The sequence below is a fragment of the Pelagibacterium limicola genome, assembly GCF_015694405.1.
GTDB classification, from domain to species: domain Bacteria; phylum Pseudomonadota; class Alphaproteobacteria; order Rhizobiales; family Devosiaceae; genus Pelagibacterium; species Pelagibacterium limicola.
The window spans coordinates 231,316-246,619 of record NZ_JADQDB010000006.1 but is presented as its reverse complement, the minus strand read 5'-3'; the positions used below and the strand labels follow the sequence as shown (position 1 = coordinate 246,619).

The 15,304-nt window shown below is 63.0% G+C and carries 17 protein-coding genes; 11 read left to right on the top strand and 6 right to left on the bottom strand.

The window, feature by feature from the left end; genetic code table 11:
* Window positions 1–82: 82 nt before the first annotated feature.
* Window positions 83–1,270 carry a penicillin-binding protein activator gene (locus I2G20_RS14035; protein WP_196260351.1) on the top strand — a complete coding sequence of 396 codons (1,188 nt, stop codon included), beginning with the start codon at window positions 83–85 and terminating at the stop codon, window positions 1,268–1,270.
* Here I2G20_RS14035 and hemW read toward each other — a convergent pair.
* From hemW to rph, 3 genes are read right to left on the bottom strand one after another with little or no spacing between them, the layout of a single operon-like run.
* Entirely contained in the window at window positions 1,267–2,418 is a 1,152-nt protein-coding gene (hemW, locus tag I2G20_RS14030; RefSeq protein WP_196260350.1) for a radical SAM family heme chaperone HemW, read from the bottom strand. The two genes, I2G20_RS14035 and hemW, sit on opposite strands and share 4 nt — an antisense overlap.
* Entirely contained in the window at window positions 2,415–3,050 is a 636-nt protein-coding gene (gene rdgB / locus I2G20_RS14025; protein WP_196260349.1) for an RdgB/HAM1 family non-canonical purine NTP pyrophosphatase, read from the bottom strand. Before rdgB ends, hemW begins: the two co-directional genes overlap by 4 nt.
* The gene (gene rph / locus I2G20_RS14020; protein WP_196260348.1) at window positions 3,047–3,769 is read right to left on the bottom strand and encodes a ribonuclease PH; all 723 of its coding nucleotides are present in this window, start codon (window positions 3,767–3,769) and stop codon (window positions 3,047–3,049) included. The genes rdgB and rph overlap by 4 nt, the downstream gene beginning before the upstream one ends.
* 102 nt (window positions 3,770–3,871) lie before the next feature.
* Between rph and hrcA the strand changes: the two genes are divergently transcribed.
* From hrcA to dnaJ, 4 genes are all read left to right on the top strand, one after another.
* On the top strand, window positions 3,872–4,963 hold the full coding sequence (hrcA, locus tag I2G20_RS14015) for a heat-inducible transcriptional repressor HrcA (protein WP_207747639.1): 1,092 nt from the start codon (window positions 3,872–3,874) through the stop codon (window positions 4,961–4,963).
* 95 nt (window positions 4,964–5,058) lie between these two features.
* Entirely contained in the window at window positions 5,059–5,694 is a 636-nt protein-coding gene (gene grpE, locus I2G20_RS14010; protein ID WP_196260346.1) for a nucleotide exchange factor GrpE, read from the top strand.
* Between the two features lie 227 nt (window positions 5,695–5,921).
* Window positions 5,922–7,835 (top strand): molecular chaperone DnaK, encoded by a 1,914-nt coding sequence (gene dnaK / locus I2G20_RS14005; protein WP_196260345.1) that lies wholly within the window; start codon window positions 5,922–5,924, stop codon window positions 7,833–7,835.
* A 254-nt stretch (window positions 7,836–8,089) separates the two neighbouring features.
* A complete protein-coding gene (dnaJ, locus tag I2G20_RS14000; protein WP_196260344.1) occupies window positions 8,090–9,211 on the top strand; it encodes a molecular chaperone DnaJ in 1,122 nt (373 codons plus the stop codon).
* Window positions 9,212–9,213: 2 nt separating this feature from the next.
* Here dnaJ and I2G20_RS13995 read toward each other — a convergent pair whose 3' ends face one another.
* Window positions 9,214–9,591: a hypothetical protein gene (locus I2G20_RS13995; RefSeq protein WP_196260343.1), complete on the bottom strand. Its 378-nt coding sequence runs from the start codon at window positions 9,589–9,591 to the stop codon at window positions 9,214–9,216.
* A 114-nt stretch (window positions 9,592–9,705) separates the two neighbouring features.
* Here I2G20_RS13995 and I2G20_RS13990 point away from each other — a divergent pair, with 114 nt between their 5' ends.
* From I2G20_RS13990 to I2G20_RS13970, 5 genes are read left to right on the top strand one after another with little or no spacing between them, the layout of a single operon-like run.
* Window positions 9,706–10,257, top strand: a complete 552-nt coding sequence (locus I2G20_RS13990) for an NADPH-dependent FMN reductase (protein WP_196260342.1) — start codon at window positions 9,706–9,708, stop codon at window positions 10,255–10,257.
* Window positions 10,257–10,856: a histidine phosphatase family protein gene (locus I2G20_RS13985; RefSeq protein ID WP_196260341.1), complete on the top strand. Its 600-nt coding sequence runs from the start codon at window positions 10,257–10,259 to the stop codon at window positions 10,854–10,856. The genes I2G20_RS13990 and I2G20_RS13985 overlap by 1 nt, the downstream gene beginning before the upstream one ends.
* Window positions 10,826–11,527 (top strand): orotidine-5'-phosphate decarboxylase, encoded by a 702-nt coding sequence (gene pyrF, locus I2G20_RS13980; protein WP_425502643.1) that lies wholly within the window; start codon window positions 10,826–10,828, stop codon window positions 11,525–11,527. The genes I2G20_RS13985 and pyrF overlap by 31 nt, the downstream gene beginning before the upstream one ends.
* 10 nt (window positions 11,528–11,537) lie before the next feature.
* On the top strand, window positions 11,538–12,344 hold the full coding sequence (dapB, locus tag I2G20_RS13975; protein WP_196260339.1) for a 4-hydroxy-tetrahydrodipicolinate reductase: 807 nt from the start codon (window positions 11,538–11,540) through the stop codon (window positions 12,342–12,344).
* Between the two features lie 26 nt (window positions 12,345–12,370).
* Window positions 12,371–12,985, top strand: coding sequence for a 2,3-bisphosphoglycerate-dependent phosphoglycerate mutase (locus I2G20_RS13970; protein ID WP_196260338.1), 615 nt, complete (start codon window positions 12,371–12,373; stop codon window positions 12,983–12,985).
* A 135-nt stretch (window positions 12,986–13,120) separates the two neighbouring features.
* On the opposite strand, the gene I2G20_RS13965 is transcribed toward I2G20_RS13970, so the two are convergent.
* Window positions 13,121–13,999: a methylated-DNA--[protein]-cysteine S-methyltransferase gene (locus I2G20_RS13965; RefSeq protein WP_196260337.1), complete on the bottom strand. Its 879-nt coding sequence runs from the start codon at window positions 13,997–13,999 to the stop codon at window positions 13,121–13,123.
* A 56-nt stretch (window positions 14,000–14,055) separates the two neighbouring features.
* Entirely contained in the window at window positions 14,056–14,541 is a 486-nt protein-coding gene (locus tag I2G20_RS13960; protein WP_196260336.1) for a DUF2244 domain-containing protein, read from the bottom strand.
* Between the two features lie 82 nt (window positions 14,542–14,623).
* On the opposite strand from I2G20_RS13960, the gene nth reads away from it, so the two are divergent.
* A complete protein-coding gene (nth, locus tag I2G20_RS13955) occupies window positions 14,624–15,280 on the top strand; it encodes an endonuclease III (protein ID WP_196260335.1) in 657 nt (218 codons plus the stop codon).
* Window positions 15,281–15,304 lie beyond the last annotated feature (24 nt).

Below are 15,304 nucleotides of genomic sequence, written 5' to 3'. Positions count from 1 at the left end.
AGTTGCCGGGGCAGCTCTGCTGCTGGCCGCAGCCTGCTCTCCGTCGACAGATTACGGGTTGCCGGCAGGACGGGATTTCCCGATGCCCGTGCCCCAGGCCGGTTCCGCCGGGGCGCAGCCGCTCGCCCCCGCGCGGGGCGAAATTATCGGCAGCGGCCCGGTGCGGGTGGCGTTGATCCTGCCGCTTTCGAGGCAGGACGGCACAGCGAGTGCCGGCCGGGCGGTTGCCAATGGCGCGCGGTTGGCCATGGATTTTGCGGCGCGGTCGGGCGCATCCCATATCCACATCGTCCTCAAGGACACGGGAAACGCAGAATCGCGGGCACGGGCGGCGGCAAGCGAGGCCGTAAGCGAGGGGGCGAGCCTGATCCTGGGGCCGCTGCGCGCGGGCGCGGTTCAGGCGGCGGGCGAGGTCGCCCTGGCCGCAAATATCCCGATGATCGGATTTTCCAACACGTCCATTATCGCCCGGCCGGGGGTTTATCTGCTGTCGGTGCTGCCGGAAGCCGAGGCAATGCGGGCGCTCTCCTTTGCCCGGAGCCAGGGGCGGCAGACGGCCGCGGCTCTGGTCCCTGCGAACGCCTATGGCGAGGCGTTTTCCGCGGCGTTCCAGAGCGCGGCGCGCGAGTTGGGCATGCCGGTGCGCGGGGTCTTTTCCTTTGGCAACGAGGCGCAGGCGCGACAACAGATCGAGCAGCTCGTGCCGAAATTGCTGGCGGGTCAGATCGATACGCTCTTTCTTCCCGACCGGGCGACGGCGCCGAGCTTTGGCATTCTGCTCCAAGCCGCGCAGGTGCCCCGCGGGCGGATTACCATTCTGGGGTCGGGCGACTGGAGCGGGGACAGCGCCATTGCCGCCCAAGCCTACCTCGAAGGGGCCTTTTATCCCGTGATCGATCCGGCAGGGCTCGCTGCGATTGCGCCCGACTACCGCGCCCGGTTCGGGGGCGCACCACAGCAGCTTGCAACTATCGGTTTCACCGCGATCCTCCTCGCCAACACTCCGGCCCTCGCGCAAGCCGCGCCGCGCTACAACCCGCAGGTTCTGCTCTCGCCCACCGGCTTTTCCGGGCGCGATGGGCCATTCCGTTTCCATTATGACGGGCGCGGCGAATACGGGCTGGTGATCCACCGGGTCACGGCGGGCGGGGCGCAAATCGCCGATCCGGCGCGGCTGGGCGGGATTACAACTCAGGCGACAGGCGCCACCTCGTCTGGCGGAAATACCATCCCGCCGGTCGGGGCGAGCCTGGTGCAAGGATCCTATTAGGCCGCCAGATCGGCGACCACGGCATCGAGCACGGGCCAGCCCTTTTCGGTCACCCGCAGGCGGCCGTTGGGCAAGGTCTCGATAAAGCCGATGTCCATCAAATGGCTGATCTGGACCTGGGTCAGCGGGCGGCGGGCGAGGGCCTGATAACGGCCGGGGTCGATGCCTTCCCTCAGTCTCAGGCCCATGACCAGATATTCGTCGCCCTCTTCGTCCCAGGTGAGATTATCGTCGGCGACCAGACCGTCACCGGTCTCCATCACCTTTTCCCACCATTTGAACGGCATTTTTTCGGCGGCCGTCGCGTGGCGCACCCCGCCGATCAGCAGCCGCCCATGGGCGCCGGGGCCGATGCCGGCATATTCGCCATAGCGCCAGTAAACGAGGTTATGGCGGCTCTCCTGTCCTGGCCTCGCATGATTGGAAATCTCGTAGGCCGGGAGGCCATAGGCCGCGGTTCGCTCCTGGGTCAATTCGAACATGTCCGCCGAAAGGTCCTCGGAGGGCATCTTGAGTTTGCCGGCGTGGAAGAGGTCGAAATAGCGCGTGCCCGATTCGATGGTGAGCTGGTAAAGCGAAAGGTGCCCGTCCGAAAGCGCCAGCGCGTCTGTCAACTCATCGTCCCATGCCTCGAGCGTCTGGTCTGGCCGGGCATAGATAATATCGAAGCTCGAGCGGTCAAAGATCGACTGCGCCAGCCGCACGGCGGCCACAGCGTCATCGACGGAATGGAGTCGTCCCAGTTTTGCCAGCGGCTCGGGCCTTAGAGACTGCACGCCCAGCGACACGCGGTTGACGCCTGCCTCGCGGTAGCCGCGAAAGCGCTCGGCCTCGACGGATGTGGGATTGGCCTCCAGCGTCACCTCGGCATTGTCGGCCACCTGCCAGTTCCGGGCAATGGCATCGAGGATGGCTGCGGCGGATTTCGGGTTCATCAGCGAGGGGGTCCCGCCGCCGAAGAAAATCGATTCGACCAGCCGTCCCGGCGCGCGGCGCGCGGTGGCCTCAATCTCCTTGACGTAAGCTTTTACAAAGCTCTCCTCATCGAAGGCGCCGTGATGGACGTGGGAATTGAAGTCGCAATAAGGGCATTTGGCCGCGCAGAACGGCCAATGGACATAAACCCCGAAGGCGGTGTTGGCGCTCAAAGCGAGGCCTCGACGAATTTTGCAAAGGCGCGGGCGCGGTGGGAAAGCCCGGTGCGACCCGGCGCCCAAGCGTGCTTTTCCTGCGCCGTCATCTCGCCGAAGGTCTTTTGGTGCCCGTCGGGCATGAACATCGGGTCGTAGCCATGTCCCATTTCGCCGCGCGGCGGCCAGATCAGCGTTCCGGGGCAGATGCCTTCGAATATCGTGTCGCGCCCATCGGGATGGGCGAGGCACAGCACGGCGTTGAACTGCGCCCGGCGCTGATGCGGAGCGGTGACGCCCTTTTCGATCAGAAGATCCTCGACCTTCTGCATGGCGTTCTGAAAATTGCGCGGAACCCCGGCCCAGTCGGCGGTATAGACGCCGGGCGCGCCGTCGAGCGCATCGACCGAAATCCCCGAATCATCGGAAAGCGCGATTTGCCCGGACGCCTTTGCTGCCGCATGGGCCTTCAAACGTGCATTTTCGACAAAGGTCGTGCCGGTCTCTTCGGGTTCATCGAGGCCAAGCTCTCCGGCCGAAACAATATCGAGGCCGAAACCTTCCAGCATGTCCTGAAATTCGACCAGCTTGCCGTGGTTGTGGGTGGCCAGCACCAGCCTCTCGCCGCGGTTCAGCTTGAGCCCGCTCATTTGGCGGCCTCGAGCGCCTGTTTTTGCAGGGCGACCAGCTCGAGAATGCCTTTACCCGCCAGCGCTGTGAGGGCAGCAAACTCCTCGGCGGAGAACGGTTCCCCCTCGGCGGTCCCCTGGATCTCGACGAATTTGCCGGTGCCTGTCAGGACGAAATTGGCATCGGTTTCAGCTTCGCTGTCCTCGAGGTAATCGAGATCGAGGACGGGCGTGCCGCGATAGATGCCGCATGAAACCGCGGCGACATGATCGCGGACGGGATCGGCCTTGATGAGGTCGCGCGCGCCCATCCAGTTTAGCGCCTGCCTCAGCGCGACAAAGGCACCGGTGATCGAGGCGGTGCGGGTGCCGCCATCGGCCTCCAATACGTCGCAATCGAGAATGATCTGGTTTTCGCCCAGCTTGCCCATATCGACCACTGCACGCAGGGATCGCCCAATCAGACGCTGGATTTCCTGCGTGCGGCCCGATTGCTTGCCTGCGGCCGCCTCGCGTCGGGTGCGCGTCCCGGTGGCGCGGGGGAGCATGCCGTATTCAGCGGTGACCCAGCCTTGTCCCATGCCGCGGCGCCAGGAGGGAACCGAGGTTTCGACCGTCGCCGTGCATAATACGCGCGTATTGCCGAAGGCAACGAGGCACGAGCCTTCGGCCTGTGGAGCCGCGCCGGGGGTAAGGGTTATCTCGCGCAACTGGTCGAAAGCGCGTCCGCTGGGCCGCATATGGGATATGTCCGCTCGTCAATTATGATTAAACGCCTCTTAACGCCTCGCGCCGCCCCGAACAAGCACGCTCCTCTTGGCGCGCATTCTGTTTTCTCCTAAATGGTGAATATGCACAGGCCCGATCAAAGATCGTCCGAGTTCCTCGAAGCGCTTTCGACGCGCAGCCAGGACATTTTCCGGCGGCTCGTCGAGCGCTATATCGAGACCGGGGAACCGGTGGGCTCGCGCGCGATCTCCAAGATGCTCGACATGCAGCTCTCGCCCGCCTCGGTGCGCAACGTCATGGCGGACCTCGAGGAACTGGGGCTGATCGCGGCACCCCACACCTCGGCGGGGCGGGCGCCAACCCAGGAGGGGTTGCGGTTTTTCGTCGATGCCATGCTTGAGGTGGGCGCGGTCGATGAGGCCGAGCGCGATGCCATTGCCCGCAATATCGAAGGCGGCGCGCGCGCCGGCAATGTCGAGGAGCTGCTGAACGAGGCGAGCGCGCTGCTCTCGGGCCTTTCGCATGGCGCCGGGCTGGTGATCGCCGCCAAAGCCGACATGGTCCTCAAACACATCGAATTTGTAAGGCTCGACCCCGAACGCGCCATGGCGGTGCTGGTGGGACAGGACGGTCAGGTCGAAAACCGCATCATCGCCCTGCCGCCGGGGCTTACCCCGAGCGCCTTGCAACAGGCGTCAAACTTCCTGGCCCATCATGTGATGGGCAAGACACTCCGCCAGGCGCGCGATGCCATTCGGGCCCAGAGCGAAATCGAGGCGCGCGAGCTCGACGAGATCACGCGCCGGCTCGTCGATGCCGGGCTCGCCTCGATGATCGAGGCCGAATCGGGGGCCCCGACGCTGATCGTGCGCGGCCGCGCAAACCTCATCGATGATACCATGGCCTCCGAGGACCTCGCGCGCGTGCGCCAGCTTTTCGACGAGATCGAATCGAAAAAAGGACTGATCGAGCTGTTGAACGACGCCGAAATCGCGCAAGGGGTTCGGATTTTCATCGGCTCGGAAAACAAGCTCTTTTCGCTTTCGGGATCCTCGGTGGTGCTCTCGCCCTACAAGGACGTCAACGACAAGGTGGTGGGCGTGCTCGGGGTTATCGGCCCGACACGGCTAAATTATGCACGCATCGTGCCGGTGGTGGATTATACCGCGCATGTGGTCTCGCGGCTGATCGGACGCAAGTCATAATGTGCGCGTCGCGCATCAGGGGTTGAAATCCTCGTCCGGCTGGCCGATATGGCGGACAGTCTTTTTCCCCCATAGGTAGTTTTCAAGAAGCCTCTATGATGACTGACGATCAAGAGCCCAAACCGAATGCGGACGAAACCCCGGAATCCGGGGCCGATAACGGTGCAGCGGCGGCCGAGCCGAACGCGGAGGCGCTTCTGGCGGCAGCAGAAGCGGAAAATGCCGAGTTGCGCGACAAGGTTCTGCGCATGGCCGCCGAGATGGAAAACCTCAGGAAGCGCACCGAGCGCGAGATCGCCGATACGCGCACTTATGCTATCGCCGGGTTTGCCCGCGACATGCTGGTGGCGACTGACAATCTTTCACGCGCCCTTATGGTGGTGCCCGGAGAAGCCCGCGAAAGTGCCGAAGGCACACTCAAATCCCTCATCGAGGGAATCGAGATGACCGAGCGCGAAATGCAGCGCCTCCTGCAAAAGCATGGTGTTACGCAAATCGAGGCCCAGGGCGAGAAATTCGATCCCCATCGCCACCAGGCAATGTTCGAGGTGCCCGATCCCTCGGTCGCCGAAGGTACGGTGGTGCAGGTCGTGCAGGCCGGTTTCGCCATCGGCGAACGCGTCCTGCGGCCGGCAATGGTCGGCGTGGCCAAGGGCGGCCCCAAGCGGGGCAGCGCCGCCGGCGGGCCGGACGAGCCCCCGGCGCAAGAGGGCATCGACAAGACCGCCTGAGAACGCCGGTGCGGAAGCGCCGTAAAAAAGACTTCCCCCCAACACTCCGCGCGCTTGAAGGGTAGGGGGCATCTCCTTATATAGCCAGCCAAGCCCGGTAACGGGCAGCTGACCAGAGTATCCCCTGAGGGACCCGGTCCGGCCGGTCCGACGCGACGCCGCTCGAAACGGGCGCGGGAGAAGACCGGATCAAATCCAAGGGTCCGCTCATAAAAGAGAGGCTTATTATGGCTAAGGTAATCGGTATCGATCTGGGCACGACCAATTCGTGCGTCGCCGTCATGGACGGCAAAAATCCCAAGGTGATCGAAAACGCAGAAGGCGCGCGCACCACGCCTTCGATGGTCGCCTTCACCAATGACGGCGAACGCCTCGTCGGCCAGCCGGCCAAGCGCCAGGCGGTGACCAATCCCGAAGGCACGCTGTTTGCGGTCAAGCGCCTGATCGGGCGCCGGTATGACGATCCCATGGTCGAGAAAGACAAGGGGCTCGTGCCCTTCAAGATCGTCAAGGGCGGCAACGGCGATGCCTGGGTCGAGGTCGAGGGCAAGGCGTACTCGCCGTCCGAGGTTTCGGCGATGATCCTGACGAAGATGAAGGAAACCGCCGAGAGCTATCTGGGCGAGTCCGTCACACAGGCCGTCATCACCGTTCCGGCCTATTTCAACGACAGCCAGCGCCAGGCGACCAAGGATGCGGGCAAGATCGCCGGTCTTGAAGTCCTGCGCATCATCAACGAGCCGACCGCCGCCGCTCTCGCCTATGGGCTCGAAAAGCGCGAATCGGGTGTCATCGCCGTCTACGACCTTGGCGGCGGCACGTTCGACATTTCGATCCTCGAGATCGGCGATGGCGTATTTGAGGTCAAATCGACCAATGGCGACACCTTCCTCGGTGGCGAGGACTTCGACATGCGGCTCGTCGACTACCTTGCCGATGAGTTCAAGAAGGAGCAGGGGATCGACCTCAGGGGCGACAAGCTGGCGCTGCAGCGGCTCAAGGAAGCCGCCGAAAAGGCCAAGATCGAGCTCTCCTCGTCGTCGCAGACCGAAGTGAACCTGCCGTTCATCACGGCGGACGCCTCGGGCCCCAAGCACCTTCAGCTCAAACTCACGCGCGCTAAGTTCGAATCGATCGTCGAGGATCTCATCAAGCGCACCATCGATCCCTGCCGTGCGGCCCTCAAGGATGCGGGAATCTCGGCCGGCGAAATCGACGAAGTTGTGCTGGTTGGCGGCATGACCCGCATGCCCAAGGTGCAGGAAGAAGTGAAGAACTTCTTCGGCAAGGAGCCGCACAAGGGGGTGAACCCCGACGAGGTGGTGGCGATGGGCGCGGCTATCCAGGCCGGCGTGCTGCAGGGCGATGTCAAGGACGTGCTCCTGCTCGACGTGACCCCGCTCTCGCTGGGTATCGAAACGCTCGGTGGTGTCTTCACGCGCCTCATCGACCGCAACACGACCATCCCCACCAAGAAAAGCCAGGTCTTCTCAACCGCCGAAGACAACCAGTCGGCGGTGACCATCCGTGTCTTCCAGGGCGAACGCGAAATGGCGGCTGACAACAAGATGCTCGGCCAGTTCGATCTCGTTGGCCTCCCGCCCGCACCGCGCGGCATGCCGCAGGTCGAGGTGACGTTCGATATTGATGCCAACGGCATCGTCAACGTCTCGGCCAAGGACAAGGGTACCGGCAAGGAGCAGCAGATCCGCATCCAGGCTTCGGGCGGGCTTTCGGACGCCGACATCGAAAAGATGGTGAAGGACGCCGAAGCCAATGCCGAAGCTGACAAGAAGCGGCGCGAGACCGTCGAATCCAGGAACCAGGCCGAAAGCCTCGTTCATTCGACCGAAAAATCGCTCGCAGAGCACGGCGACAAGGTTTCCGCCGATGTGAGGTCCGAGATCGAAGCGGCGGTGGCTGCCACCAAGTCGGCGATCGAGGGCGACGATGCCGAAGCGATCAAGGAGAAGGCCAGCCTTCTGGCGCAGGCCTCGATGAAGCTCGGAGAAGCCATGTACCAGGCTTCGCAGGCAGAGGCCGCAGAAGCCGATGCAGCGCGCGACGCAGCCGCCGAAGACGACGTGGTGGATGCTGACTTCGAAGAGGTCAAGGACGACGACGACAAGAAGTCGGCGTAGCGTTCCACGTGAATCACCGCCAGGGCCCCGGATCGGATCCGGGGCCTTTGTCCAGCCGGCGATGCTGGCATTTTAGGGCCTCACTATGGTAACAGGCGACACCGGCCCTTACCTGTCGGGCACAACTGGAAGACTTGCGACAATGCGCAGGCCTTCCCAGATATGAACAAACGAACGGTTGGTTTGGCGCAAGAGATGATCTTGAAACCGTCCCTTACCTGTCCCTCCACTTCATTTGGCGGGACGCGATCCTGATGTCCAAGGCAGATTTCTATTCCGTGCTCGGGGTCGACAAGGCGTGCGATGAAGCCGCGCTCAAATCGGCCTATCGCAAGCTCGCCATGCAGTTTCACCCCGACCGCAATCCAGGCGACAGGGAAGCGGAAGCCAAATTCAAGGAAGTCTCGGAAGCCTACGATACGCTCAAGGACCCGCAAAAGCGCGCTGCCTATGACCGGTTCGGACATGCCGCCTTCAACGGCGGTGCCAACGGTCACGGTTTCGGGGCCGATTTCTCCTCCTCGATGTCGGATATCTTCGAGGACATCTTCGGCGATTTCATGGGTGGCGGCCGCCAGCGCCAGCGCGACGGTCGCCAGCGCGGCTCGGACCTGCGCTACAATCTCGAAATCACGCTAGAAGACGCCTTCACCGGCGCGACCGTCGATATCGACGTCCCCACGCTCATTCATTGCGAGACCTGCGAGGGGTCGGGGGCCAAGCCGGGAACGGGGTTTTCCACCTGCCGGATGTGCAACGGGCACGGCAAGGTCCGCGCAAGCCAGGGCTTTTTCACCATCCAGCAGACATGCCCGCAATGCCATGGGCGGGGACAGACGATGGACCAGCCCTGCACGGACTGTCACGGGCAGGGGCGCAAGCAGAAAAGCCGCACGCTTTCGGTCGATATCCCCAAGGGCATAGAGGACGGGACGCGCATCCGTCTTGGCGGCGAGGGCGAGGCGGGTCTGCGCGGAGGCCCGGCCGGCGATCTCTACATTTTCGTATCCGTCCGTCCGCACCAGCTTTTCCAGCGCGACGGCGCCGATCTTTACGCGCGGGTGCCGATCTCGATGGTCACGGCAGCGCTCGGGGGCGATTTCGAGGTCCCCACGCTTGAGGGTACGCGAGCGCGCGTCAAGGTCGAGCCCGGTACCCAGCCTGGCAACCGGATACGGCTCAAGGGCAAGGGCATGCCAGTGCTCCGTTCGACGCAGGTGGGTGATCTCTACGTCCAGCTCGATGTCGAGACGCCGCAAAAGCTCACCTCGCGCCAGCGCGAGCTTCTGGAAGAATTCCAGGCGATTTCAAACGCCCAGACCTCGCCCACTTCGGACGGATTTTTCGACAAGCTCAAGAAAATGTTCGAGGCCTAAGACTAGCTGAGCGTAAACCCCGTAATGTCATAGATGAGGATCGCGGCCGCGATGAACAGCAGGCCGGTGAAGACCATGTCCTCGATCCAGTCGATCACCTCCGGCGCGCGGACCATCATGATCGTGGGGTTGTAGTAAAAGATCGAGACACCTATCCCCGCCAGCGCCAGCGCAAGCCCGATCCAGTTCGCGGCGGGCACGTTCAAGAACATCAGGGCGATCGCCAGGACGGCAATGCCGTAAATGGGCAGACCCTTGATGAAGGCAGCGACCGAATCGTGTTCGGACACGTGCCCGCGTCTCAGGGTGCGCCAGGCCTCGTAAGCAATCGAGATCGTAAAGGTAACCGTCAGCACCCAGGCGGCGTGAAAGAGCAGCATCCCAATCCCCCAAAAAGCCAATCGGCGCCCGGCGAAGGCCCTCCCTTGCGGCCGGCGCGATGGCTGGCCTAAATGATAGGGCAATGGCTGCACATGAAAAGAGGGATTACCGCCATGCCAACGGCGCTCACGCTATCGGGATCGATCCGCACCGGGTCGTTCAACCAGAAACTGGCCGATATCATGGGTGCGCGCCTCAGGGCAGCCGGGGTCGAGGTCACCCCGGTCTCGCTCAAGGACTTCGAGATGCCGATCTTCAACGAGGATCTCGAGCCCGACAACGTGCCCCAAACCGCGATCAGACTGGCCAGGCTTTTCGTCAGCCACAACATCGTCTTCATCGCGACGCCCGAATATAATGGCGGGCTTCCGCCCCTGCTGGTCAATGCACTGACCTGGCTTTCACGAGTTGAGCCGTGGCCGTTCGAAAGTTCGGTTTTCGGGATAGGCGGGGTGTCCTCGGGCAAATACGGGACGATCTGGGCGCAATCGCACTTGCGGGATTCGCTCACCAAGATCGGAACGCTTGTCGTACCGACTCTTCTGGGCATCGGCCCTGCGAGCTCTGCCTTCACCGAAGAGGGCGACATCGCGGAAAAGGCGATCAACAGGAAGATCGACCGGATGATCGGGGAATTGACCCATTTTTCGCGCGGCGGCGTCTGATGGGCTTTGCCATCTATCTCTCCCATCCGGAGGTCGAAATCGCTCCTGACATTCCGGTCCCGCAATGGCGCCTCTCGAAGAAGGGACGAGAGCGGGCCGATATTTTCGGCAGGAAGCTGCAAACCCAAGGCATCTCAAGGATCGTTTCGAGCACTGAAACCAAGGCGCTCGAAACGGCGGGGATCATCGGGGACCTTCTCGAGCTCGCCGTCGCGCATGACCCCGAGATGGGCGAGAACGATCGCTCGGCGACAGGCTTTGTACCGCCCGACCGGTTCGAGGCACTTGCCGATGCCTTTTTCGCAGCTCCTGACCGCTCCGTCATGGGTTGGGAAACGGCTCAGGTCGCACAGACAAGGATTGTCGCTGCGGTCGAGCGCGCACTTCTCGGGAACGATCCCGCCAAGCCGGTTCTTTTCGTGGGCCATGGGGCGGTCGGCACGCTGCTCCGCTGCGCCCTTGCGCATCAAGCGATAGATCGCATCCACGATCAGAAGGGCGCCGGCAACGCCTATGCCTTCACCCTTGCCAGCCGCCGATTGTTGTGCGAGTGGACACCCATTGAGAAATGGGAGCGCTGCCAATGGCCGGAGAGTTGATCGTCGGGCTGGATGTTTCCACGCGCGGGGAAGCCGAGGCGGTTATCGAAAAGCTCGACGGGGTCGCCGATTTTTTCAAGATCGGCTACCAGCTCATTTATGGCGGGGAGGGGCTCGCTGTCGGCAAGGCGCTGCTCAAAGCTGGAAAACGCGTTTTTTTCGACCTCAAGCTCCTCGATATCGACAATACGGTCGAAAAGGGGGTCGCGGCGATCGCCGAAACGGGCGCCACGATGCTCACCCTGCATGCCTATCCCAAGGCGATGACGGCGGCTGTGCGGGCCGCCCAAGGCTCTTCGCTTTGTCTTCTGGGGGTCACCGTCCTCACCTCGATGGATCAGGCCGATCTCGAGGATGCCGGTTATAGCGTGAGCATCGAAGACCTTGTGGCACGGCGCGCGGCCCAGGCGCGCGATGCCGGCATGGGCGGCGTCGTTGCGTCCGCCTTCGAGGCACAGCGCATAAGGGAAATCGTCGGGCCGGATATGGCCATCGTCACGCCGGGCATCAGGCCGGCGGGCGACGAAATCGGCGACCAGAAGCGCGTGATGACGCCGCTCGATGCCTTGCGTGCGGGTGCAAGCCATCTGGTCGTCGCCCGCCCGATTGTAAGGGCCCCCGGCCCGCGCCAGACGGCTCAGGCAATCCTTGCGGAAATGGCGGCGGCGTGAGGAGGGGGCGATGGTATTGAAAATCGCAATTGCCGGGGCGGGCGGGCGCATGGGCGCCGCCAATATCCGGGCCGTCGTTGCCAATGCCGAAACCGAGCTCGTTGCTGCGTTCGATCGAGCCGGATCAGCGCTCGCCGGCAAGGATGCCGGGGTTCATGCCGGGCTCGAGCCGCTGGGCGTTGCGATTGGCGACGATGTTTCAGCCGCGCTCGATGCTGCCGATGCGCTGATCGACTTTACGGTTCCCGCCGCTAGCGTTGCCCTGGCCAGCGAGACCGCGAAGCGTGGGCTCGTCCATATCATCGGCACGACGGGATGTTCGGAAGCGGATGATACGGCAATTGCCGCAGCCGCTGAGGCGGGCGCGCGGATCGTCAAGTCGGGCAATATGAGCCTTGGCATCAACCTGCTTGCCGCACTCGTCCAGCGCGCCGCACAAAGCCTTGGGCCCGATTTCGATATCGAAATCCTCGAAATGCACCACCGCAACAAGGTCGACGCGCCGTCGGGTACGGCGCTGCTCCTGGGCGAGGCGGCGGCGGCGGGCCGCAATATTGCGCTCAGGGACAATGCCGTTATGGCACGCGAAGGGCACACTGGTGCCCGGGACGAGGGCACAATCGGCTTTGCCACGCTCCGTGGCGGCTCGGTGATCGGGGATCATTCAGTGATCCTTGCCGGTCCTGCCGAACGGCTCGTTCTCTCCCATGTCGCCGAGGACCGGGCGCTCTTTGCCAATGGCGCGGTCAAGGCCGCGCTGTGGGCGGCGGACAAGCCCAAGGGACTGTATTCGATGGCCGACGTGCTCGGCCTCTAGCTGAAAAATCGTTTGAAAGGCGGATCATGACCGGCACCCTCATTCTCGTGCGCCACGGCCAGAGCGAGTGGAATCTCAAAAACCTCTTCACCGGCTGGAAGAACCCGGGGCTGACCGAGCTGGGCGTCGAGGAAGCGAAAAAGGCCGGGCAGGCGCTCAAGGCCAAGGGCGTCGTGCCCGATGCCTATTTCACCTCGGCGCTTTCCCGCGCCCAGCGCACTCTCGATCTGATGCTCGATGAAATGGGCATAACCGACTTCACGATCCACCGCAGCCAGAAGCTCAACGAGCGCGACTATGGCGATCTCGCCGGGCTCAACAAGGACGATGCGCGGGAAAAATGGGGCGAGGAACAGGTCCATATCTGGCGCCGCTCCTATGACGTGCCTCCGCCGGGCGGGGAGAGCCTCAAGGACACTGCCGCGCGCGTCCTGCCCTATTACACCGCGGAGATCGAGCCGCTGGTCAAGGCCGGCAAGACCGTTCTCGTCACCGCCCACGGCAATTCGCTGCGCGCATTGGTGATGAAGCTCGAAGGGCTCGACGAGGAGGCGATCCTCAAACGCGAAATCGCCACCGGTGCGCCGATTGTCTATGGCATCGATGCGGACGGCAAAAGGGTTTCAACCGAGGAATTGTAGTCCGGCCGGCAGTACCGGACGCGCACGGCAGGGACCTCGGCGACGATTCGGCCGCCCACGCCCAAGGGCGTGGAAAATCCATAGGCTGCTTCAGCCCGTCATCGGTTTCGCGATGGCCCGTGAGGAAAAATGACCTTACGCGCCCAGGACCAGCCCGGCCTCCCAGCCAAGAATCGCACGTTTGCGCAAGATGCCCCAGTGGTAGCCGGTCAGTGCGCCGGTCGAGCCGAGAATGCGGTGGCAGGGAACGACAAAGGAAATCGGGTTGCGGCCCACCGCGCGGCCCACGGCCCGCGCTGCGGACGGGCGGCCGAGCGAGCGGGCGATTTCGCCATAGGTCGAGGCCCGGCCGGTCGGCACCTTCAGAAGCGTCTCCCAGACCTTGATTTCGAACTGGCTGCCGATCATCACGAGCCGCACCGGCTGTTCGGGATCCCAGTGAAGAGGATCGAAAATCCGTCTGGCGATGGGAACGATCGCGGCATCGTCGCGCCGGTAGTTCGCCTTCGGCCAGCGGTTGGCAAGGTCCTCGAAGGCAGCCTGTTCACGGCCTTCATCGGCAAAGGCGATGCCCGCTACCCCATATTGAGTGGTGACGAGCACGGCGAGCCCGAAGGGCGAGGGGGCGTATCCCCAGGTCATGTCGAGCCCGGCGCCCTTGGCGCGATAAATGCCGGGCGGTACCGCGTCATAGGTGACGAAAAGGTCGTGAAGGCGCGAAGGCCCGGAAAGCCCGACCTCGAAGGTCGTATCGAGGACGCTCATGTTCTCGCGCAGGAGTTTTCGGGCGTGATCGAGGGCAACGGCCTGAGCAAAGCTCTTGGGCGTCAGCCCGCACCACTTGCGGAACATATCGACCAGCGCGCGTTCGCTCATCGAAAGCGCGTTGGCAAGCCCCGCGATATCGGGGGTCTCCGGGCGGGGAACCGATAGATATTCGATGGCCCGCGCGATCCTCTCATAGGTCTGCGGCGCGGTCAGTTCTGGGGTCGGAATGGCAAGGTTCATGTTCATGATCCGACAATAGGCGCAGAGCGGCGGCGCGGCGACCCGATTTTTACGCCGTCTTTTTAGCCCTTCGCGCGGCGGAGCGCATCCGCAAAGGTTCTGGCGAACTGGTCCTTGTCATAGGGCGTCAGGAAGCGGCCGATTTCGGTTTGCTTGCCGCGCGTCATCAATTTCAGCGCCGTCACCCGGTTTTCATTGTCGCGCACCACCGAAAAGCGCACGTAAAACGGGTTGAATGAAAAATGCGTCTCCCTGCCTCGCGGGTTGACACGCCGGATATCGAGCGCGTCCGGCCAGAGGGTTATTTCCTCATAGGCCTCGCCCGATTTGAGCGATGCGGAGAGCGCCCACCAGAGCGCGAGGATATCGACGCCCAGGAGCCCCACGACCGGCCATGCGCCCATGGCATAAAAGGTGACCCCAGGGATCGAAGCGAGGATGGCGGCAATAGCCACCACCCAGCGGATAGCCTTTCTGCTCATCGCCCTGTGCGGGGTCAAAAGGGCCGAAAAGAGCGGGCTTTGCTTTTCAATCGCGGCGTCGGTCATTGACGAAACGGGGGTTGCTCTCTCTCACCCCTCAACTAAAAGACCATAAAGACAAAAACACAATGGCAAAGCCCCCCTTCCCGTGAGCCCCCGACACCACACGCCCTCCAATGTCGAGATCGCCGAGATCTTTGAAGCCTTCTCGCGCGCCAATCCCGAGCCCAAGGGGGAGCTCGACTACGTCAATATCTTCACCTTGCTCGTCGCCGTCGTCCTTTCAGCGCAAGCGACCGATGTCGGGGTCAACAAGGCGACAAAGGCGCTGTTTGCCGTTGCCGACAGCCCCGAAAAGATGGTGGCGCTGGGCGAAGAAAAAATTCGCGAACACATCAAGACCATCGGCCTTTACCGCAACAAGGCCAAAAACGTGTTCCTCCTGTCCAAGGCTCTGATTGCCGAACACGAAAGCGAGGTTCCCGCAACGCGAGAAGCCCTCGAAAAGCTCCCCGGGGTGGGGCGCAAGACAGCCAATGTGGTGCTCAATATCGGTTTTGGCCAGCCCACGATTGCGGTCGACACCCATCTTTTCCGCGTCGGCAACCGGACGGGAATCGCTCCCGGCAAGACCCCCCTCGAGGTCGAAACCAAGCTCGAAGCCCGTGTGCCCAAGCAATACCTGCTGCACGCTCATCACTGGCTGATCCTTCACGGGCGCTATGTATGCAAGGCACGCAAGCCCGATTGCCCCAACTGCATCATCGCGAACTGGTGCCGCTATCCCGCCAAGACCACCGCATGAGTTGGTTGCGTTGATGCCGAGCTT

Excerpts from the sequence above, each read along its gene's own strand:
- I2G20_RS14035 (WP_196260351.1), top strand. The coding sequence starts at position 83 with ATGCCCGTGCCCCAGGCCGGTTCCGCCGGGGCGCAGCCGCTCGCCCCC.
- rdgB (WP_196260349.1), bottom strand. The coding sequence starts at position 3,050 with ATGAGCGGGCTCAAGCTGAACCGCGGCGAGAGGCTGGTGCTGGCCACC.
- rph (WP_196260348.1), bottom strand. The coding sequence starts at position 3,769 with ATGCGGCCCAGCGGACGCGCTTTCGACCAGTTGCGCGAGATAACCCTT.
- hrcA (WP_207747639.1), top strand. The coding sequence starts at position 3,872 with ATGGTGAATATGCACAGGCCCGATCAAAGATCGTCCGAGTTCCTCGAA.
- grpE (WP_196260346.1), top strand. The coding sequence starts at position 5,059 with ATGATGACTGACGATCAAGAGCCCAAACCGAATGCGGACGAAACCCCG.
- dnaK (WP_196260345.1), top strand. The coding sequence starts at position 5,922 with ATGGCTAAGGTAATCGGTATCGATCTGGGCACGACCAATTCGTGCGTC.
- dnaJ (WP_196260344.1), top strand. The coding sequence starts at position 8,090 with ATGTCCAAGGCAGATTTCTATTCCGTGCTCGGGGTCGACAAGGCGTGC.
- I2G20_RS13995 (WP_196260343.1), bottom strand. The coding sequence starts at position 9,591 with ATGCTGCTCTTTCACGCCGCCTGGGTGCTGACGGTTACCTTTACGATC.
- I2G20_RS13990 (WP_196260342.1), top strand. The coding sequence starts at position 9,706 with ATGCCAACGGCGCTCACGCTATCGGGATCGATCCGCACCGGGTCGTTC.
- I2G20_RS13985 (WP_196260341.1), top strand. The coding sequence starts at position 10,257 with ATGGGCTTTGCCATCTATCTCTCCCATCCGGAGGTCGAAATCGCTCCT.
- pyrF (WP_425502643.1), top strand. The coding sequence starts at position 10,826 with ATGGGAGCGCTGCCAATGGCCGGAGAGTTGATCGTCGGGCTGGATGTT.
- dapB (WP_196260339.1), top strand. The coding sequence starts at position 11,538 with ATGGTATTGAAAATCGCAATTGCCGGGGCGGGCGGGCGCATGGGCGCC.
- I2G20_RS13970 (WP_196260338.1), top strand. The coding sequence starts at position 12,371 with ATGACCGGCACCCTCATTCTCGTGCGCCACGGCCAGAGCGAGTGGAAT.
- I2G20_RS13965 (WP_196260337.1), bottom strand. The coding sequence starts at position 13,999 with ATGAACATGAACCTTGCCATTCCGACCCCAGAACTGACCGCGCCGCAG.
- I2G20_RS13960 (WP_196260336.1), bottom strand. The coding sequence starts at position 14,541 with ATGACCGACGCCGCGATTGAAAAGCAAAGCCCGCTCTTTTCGGCCCTT.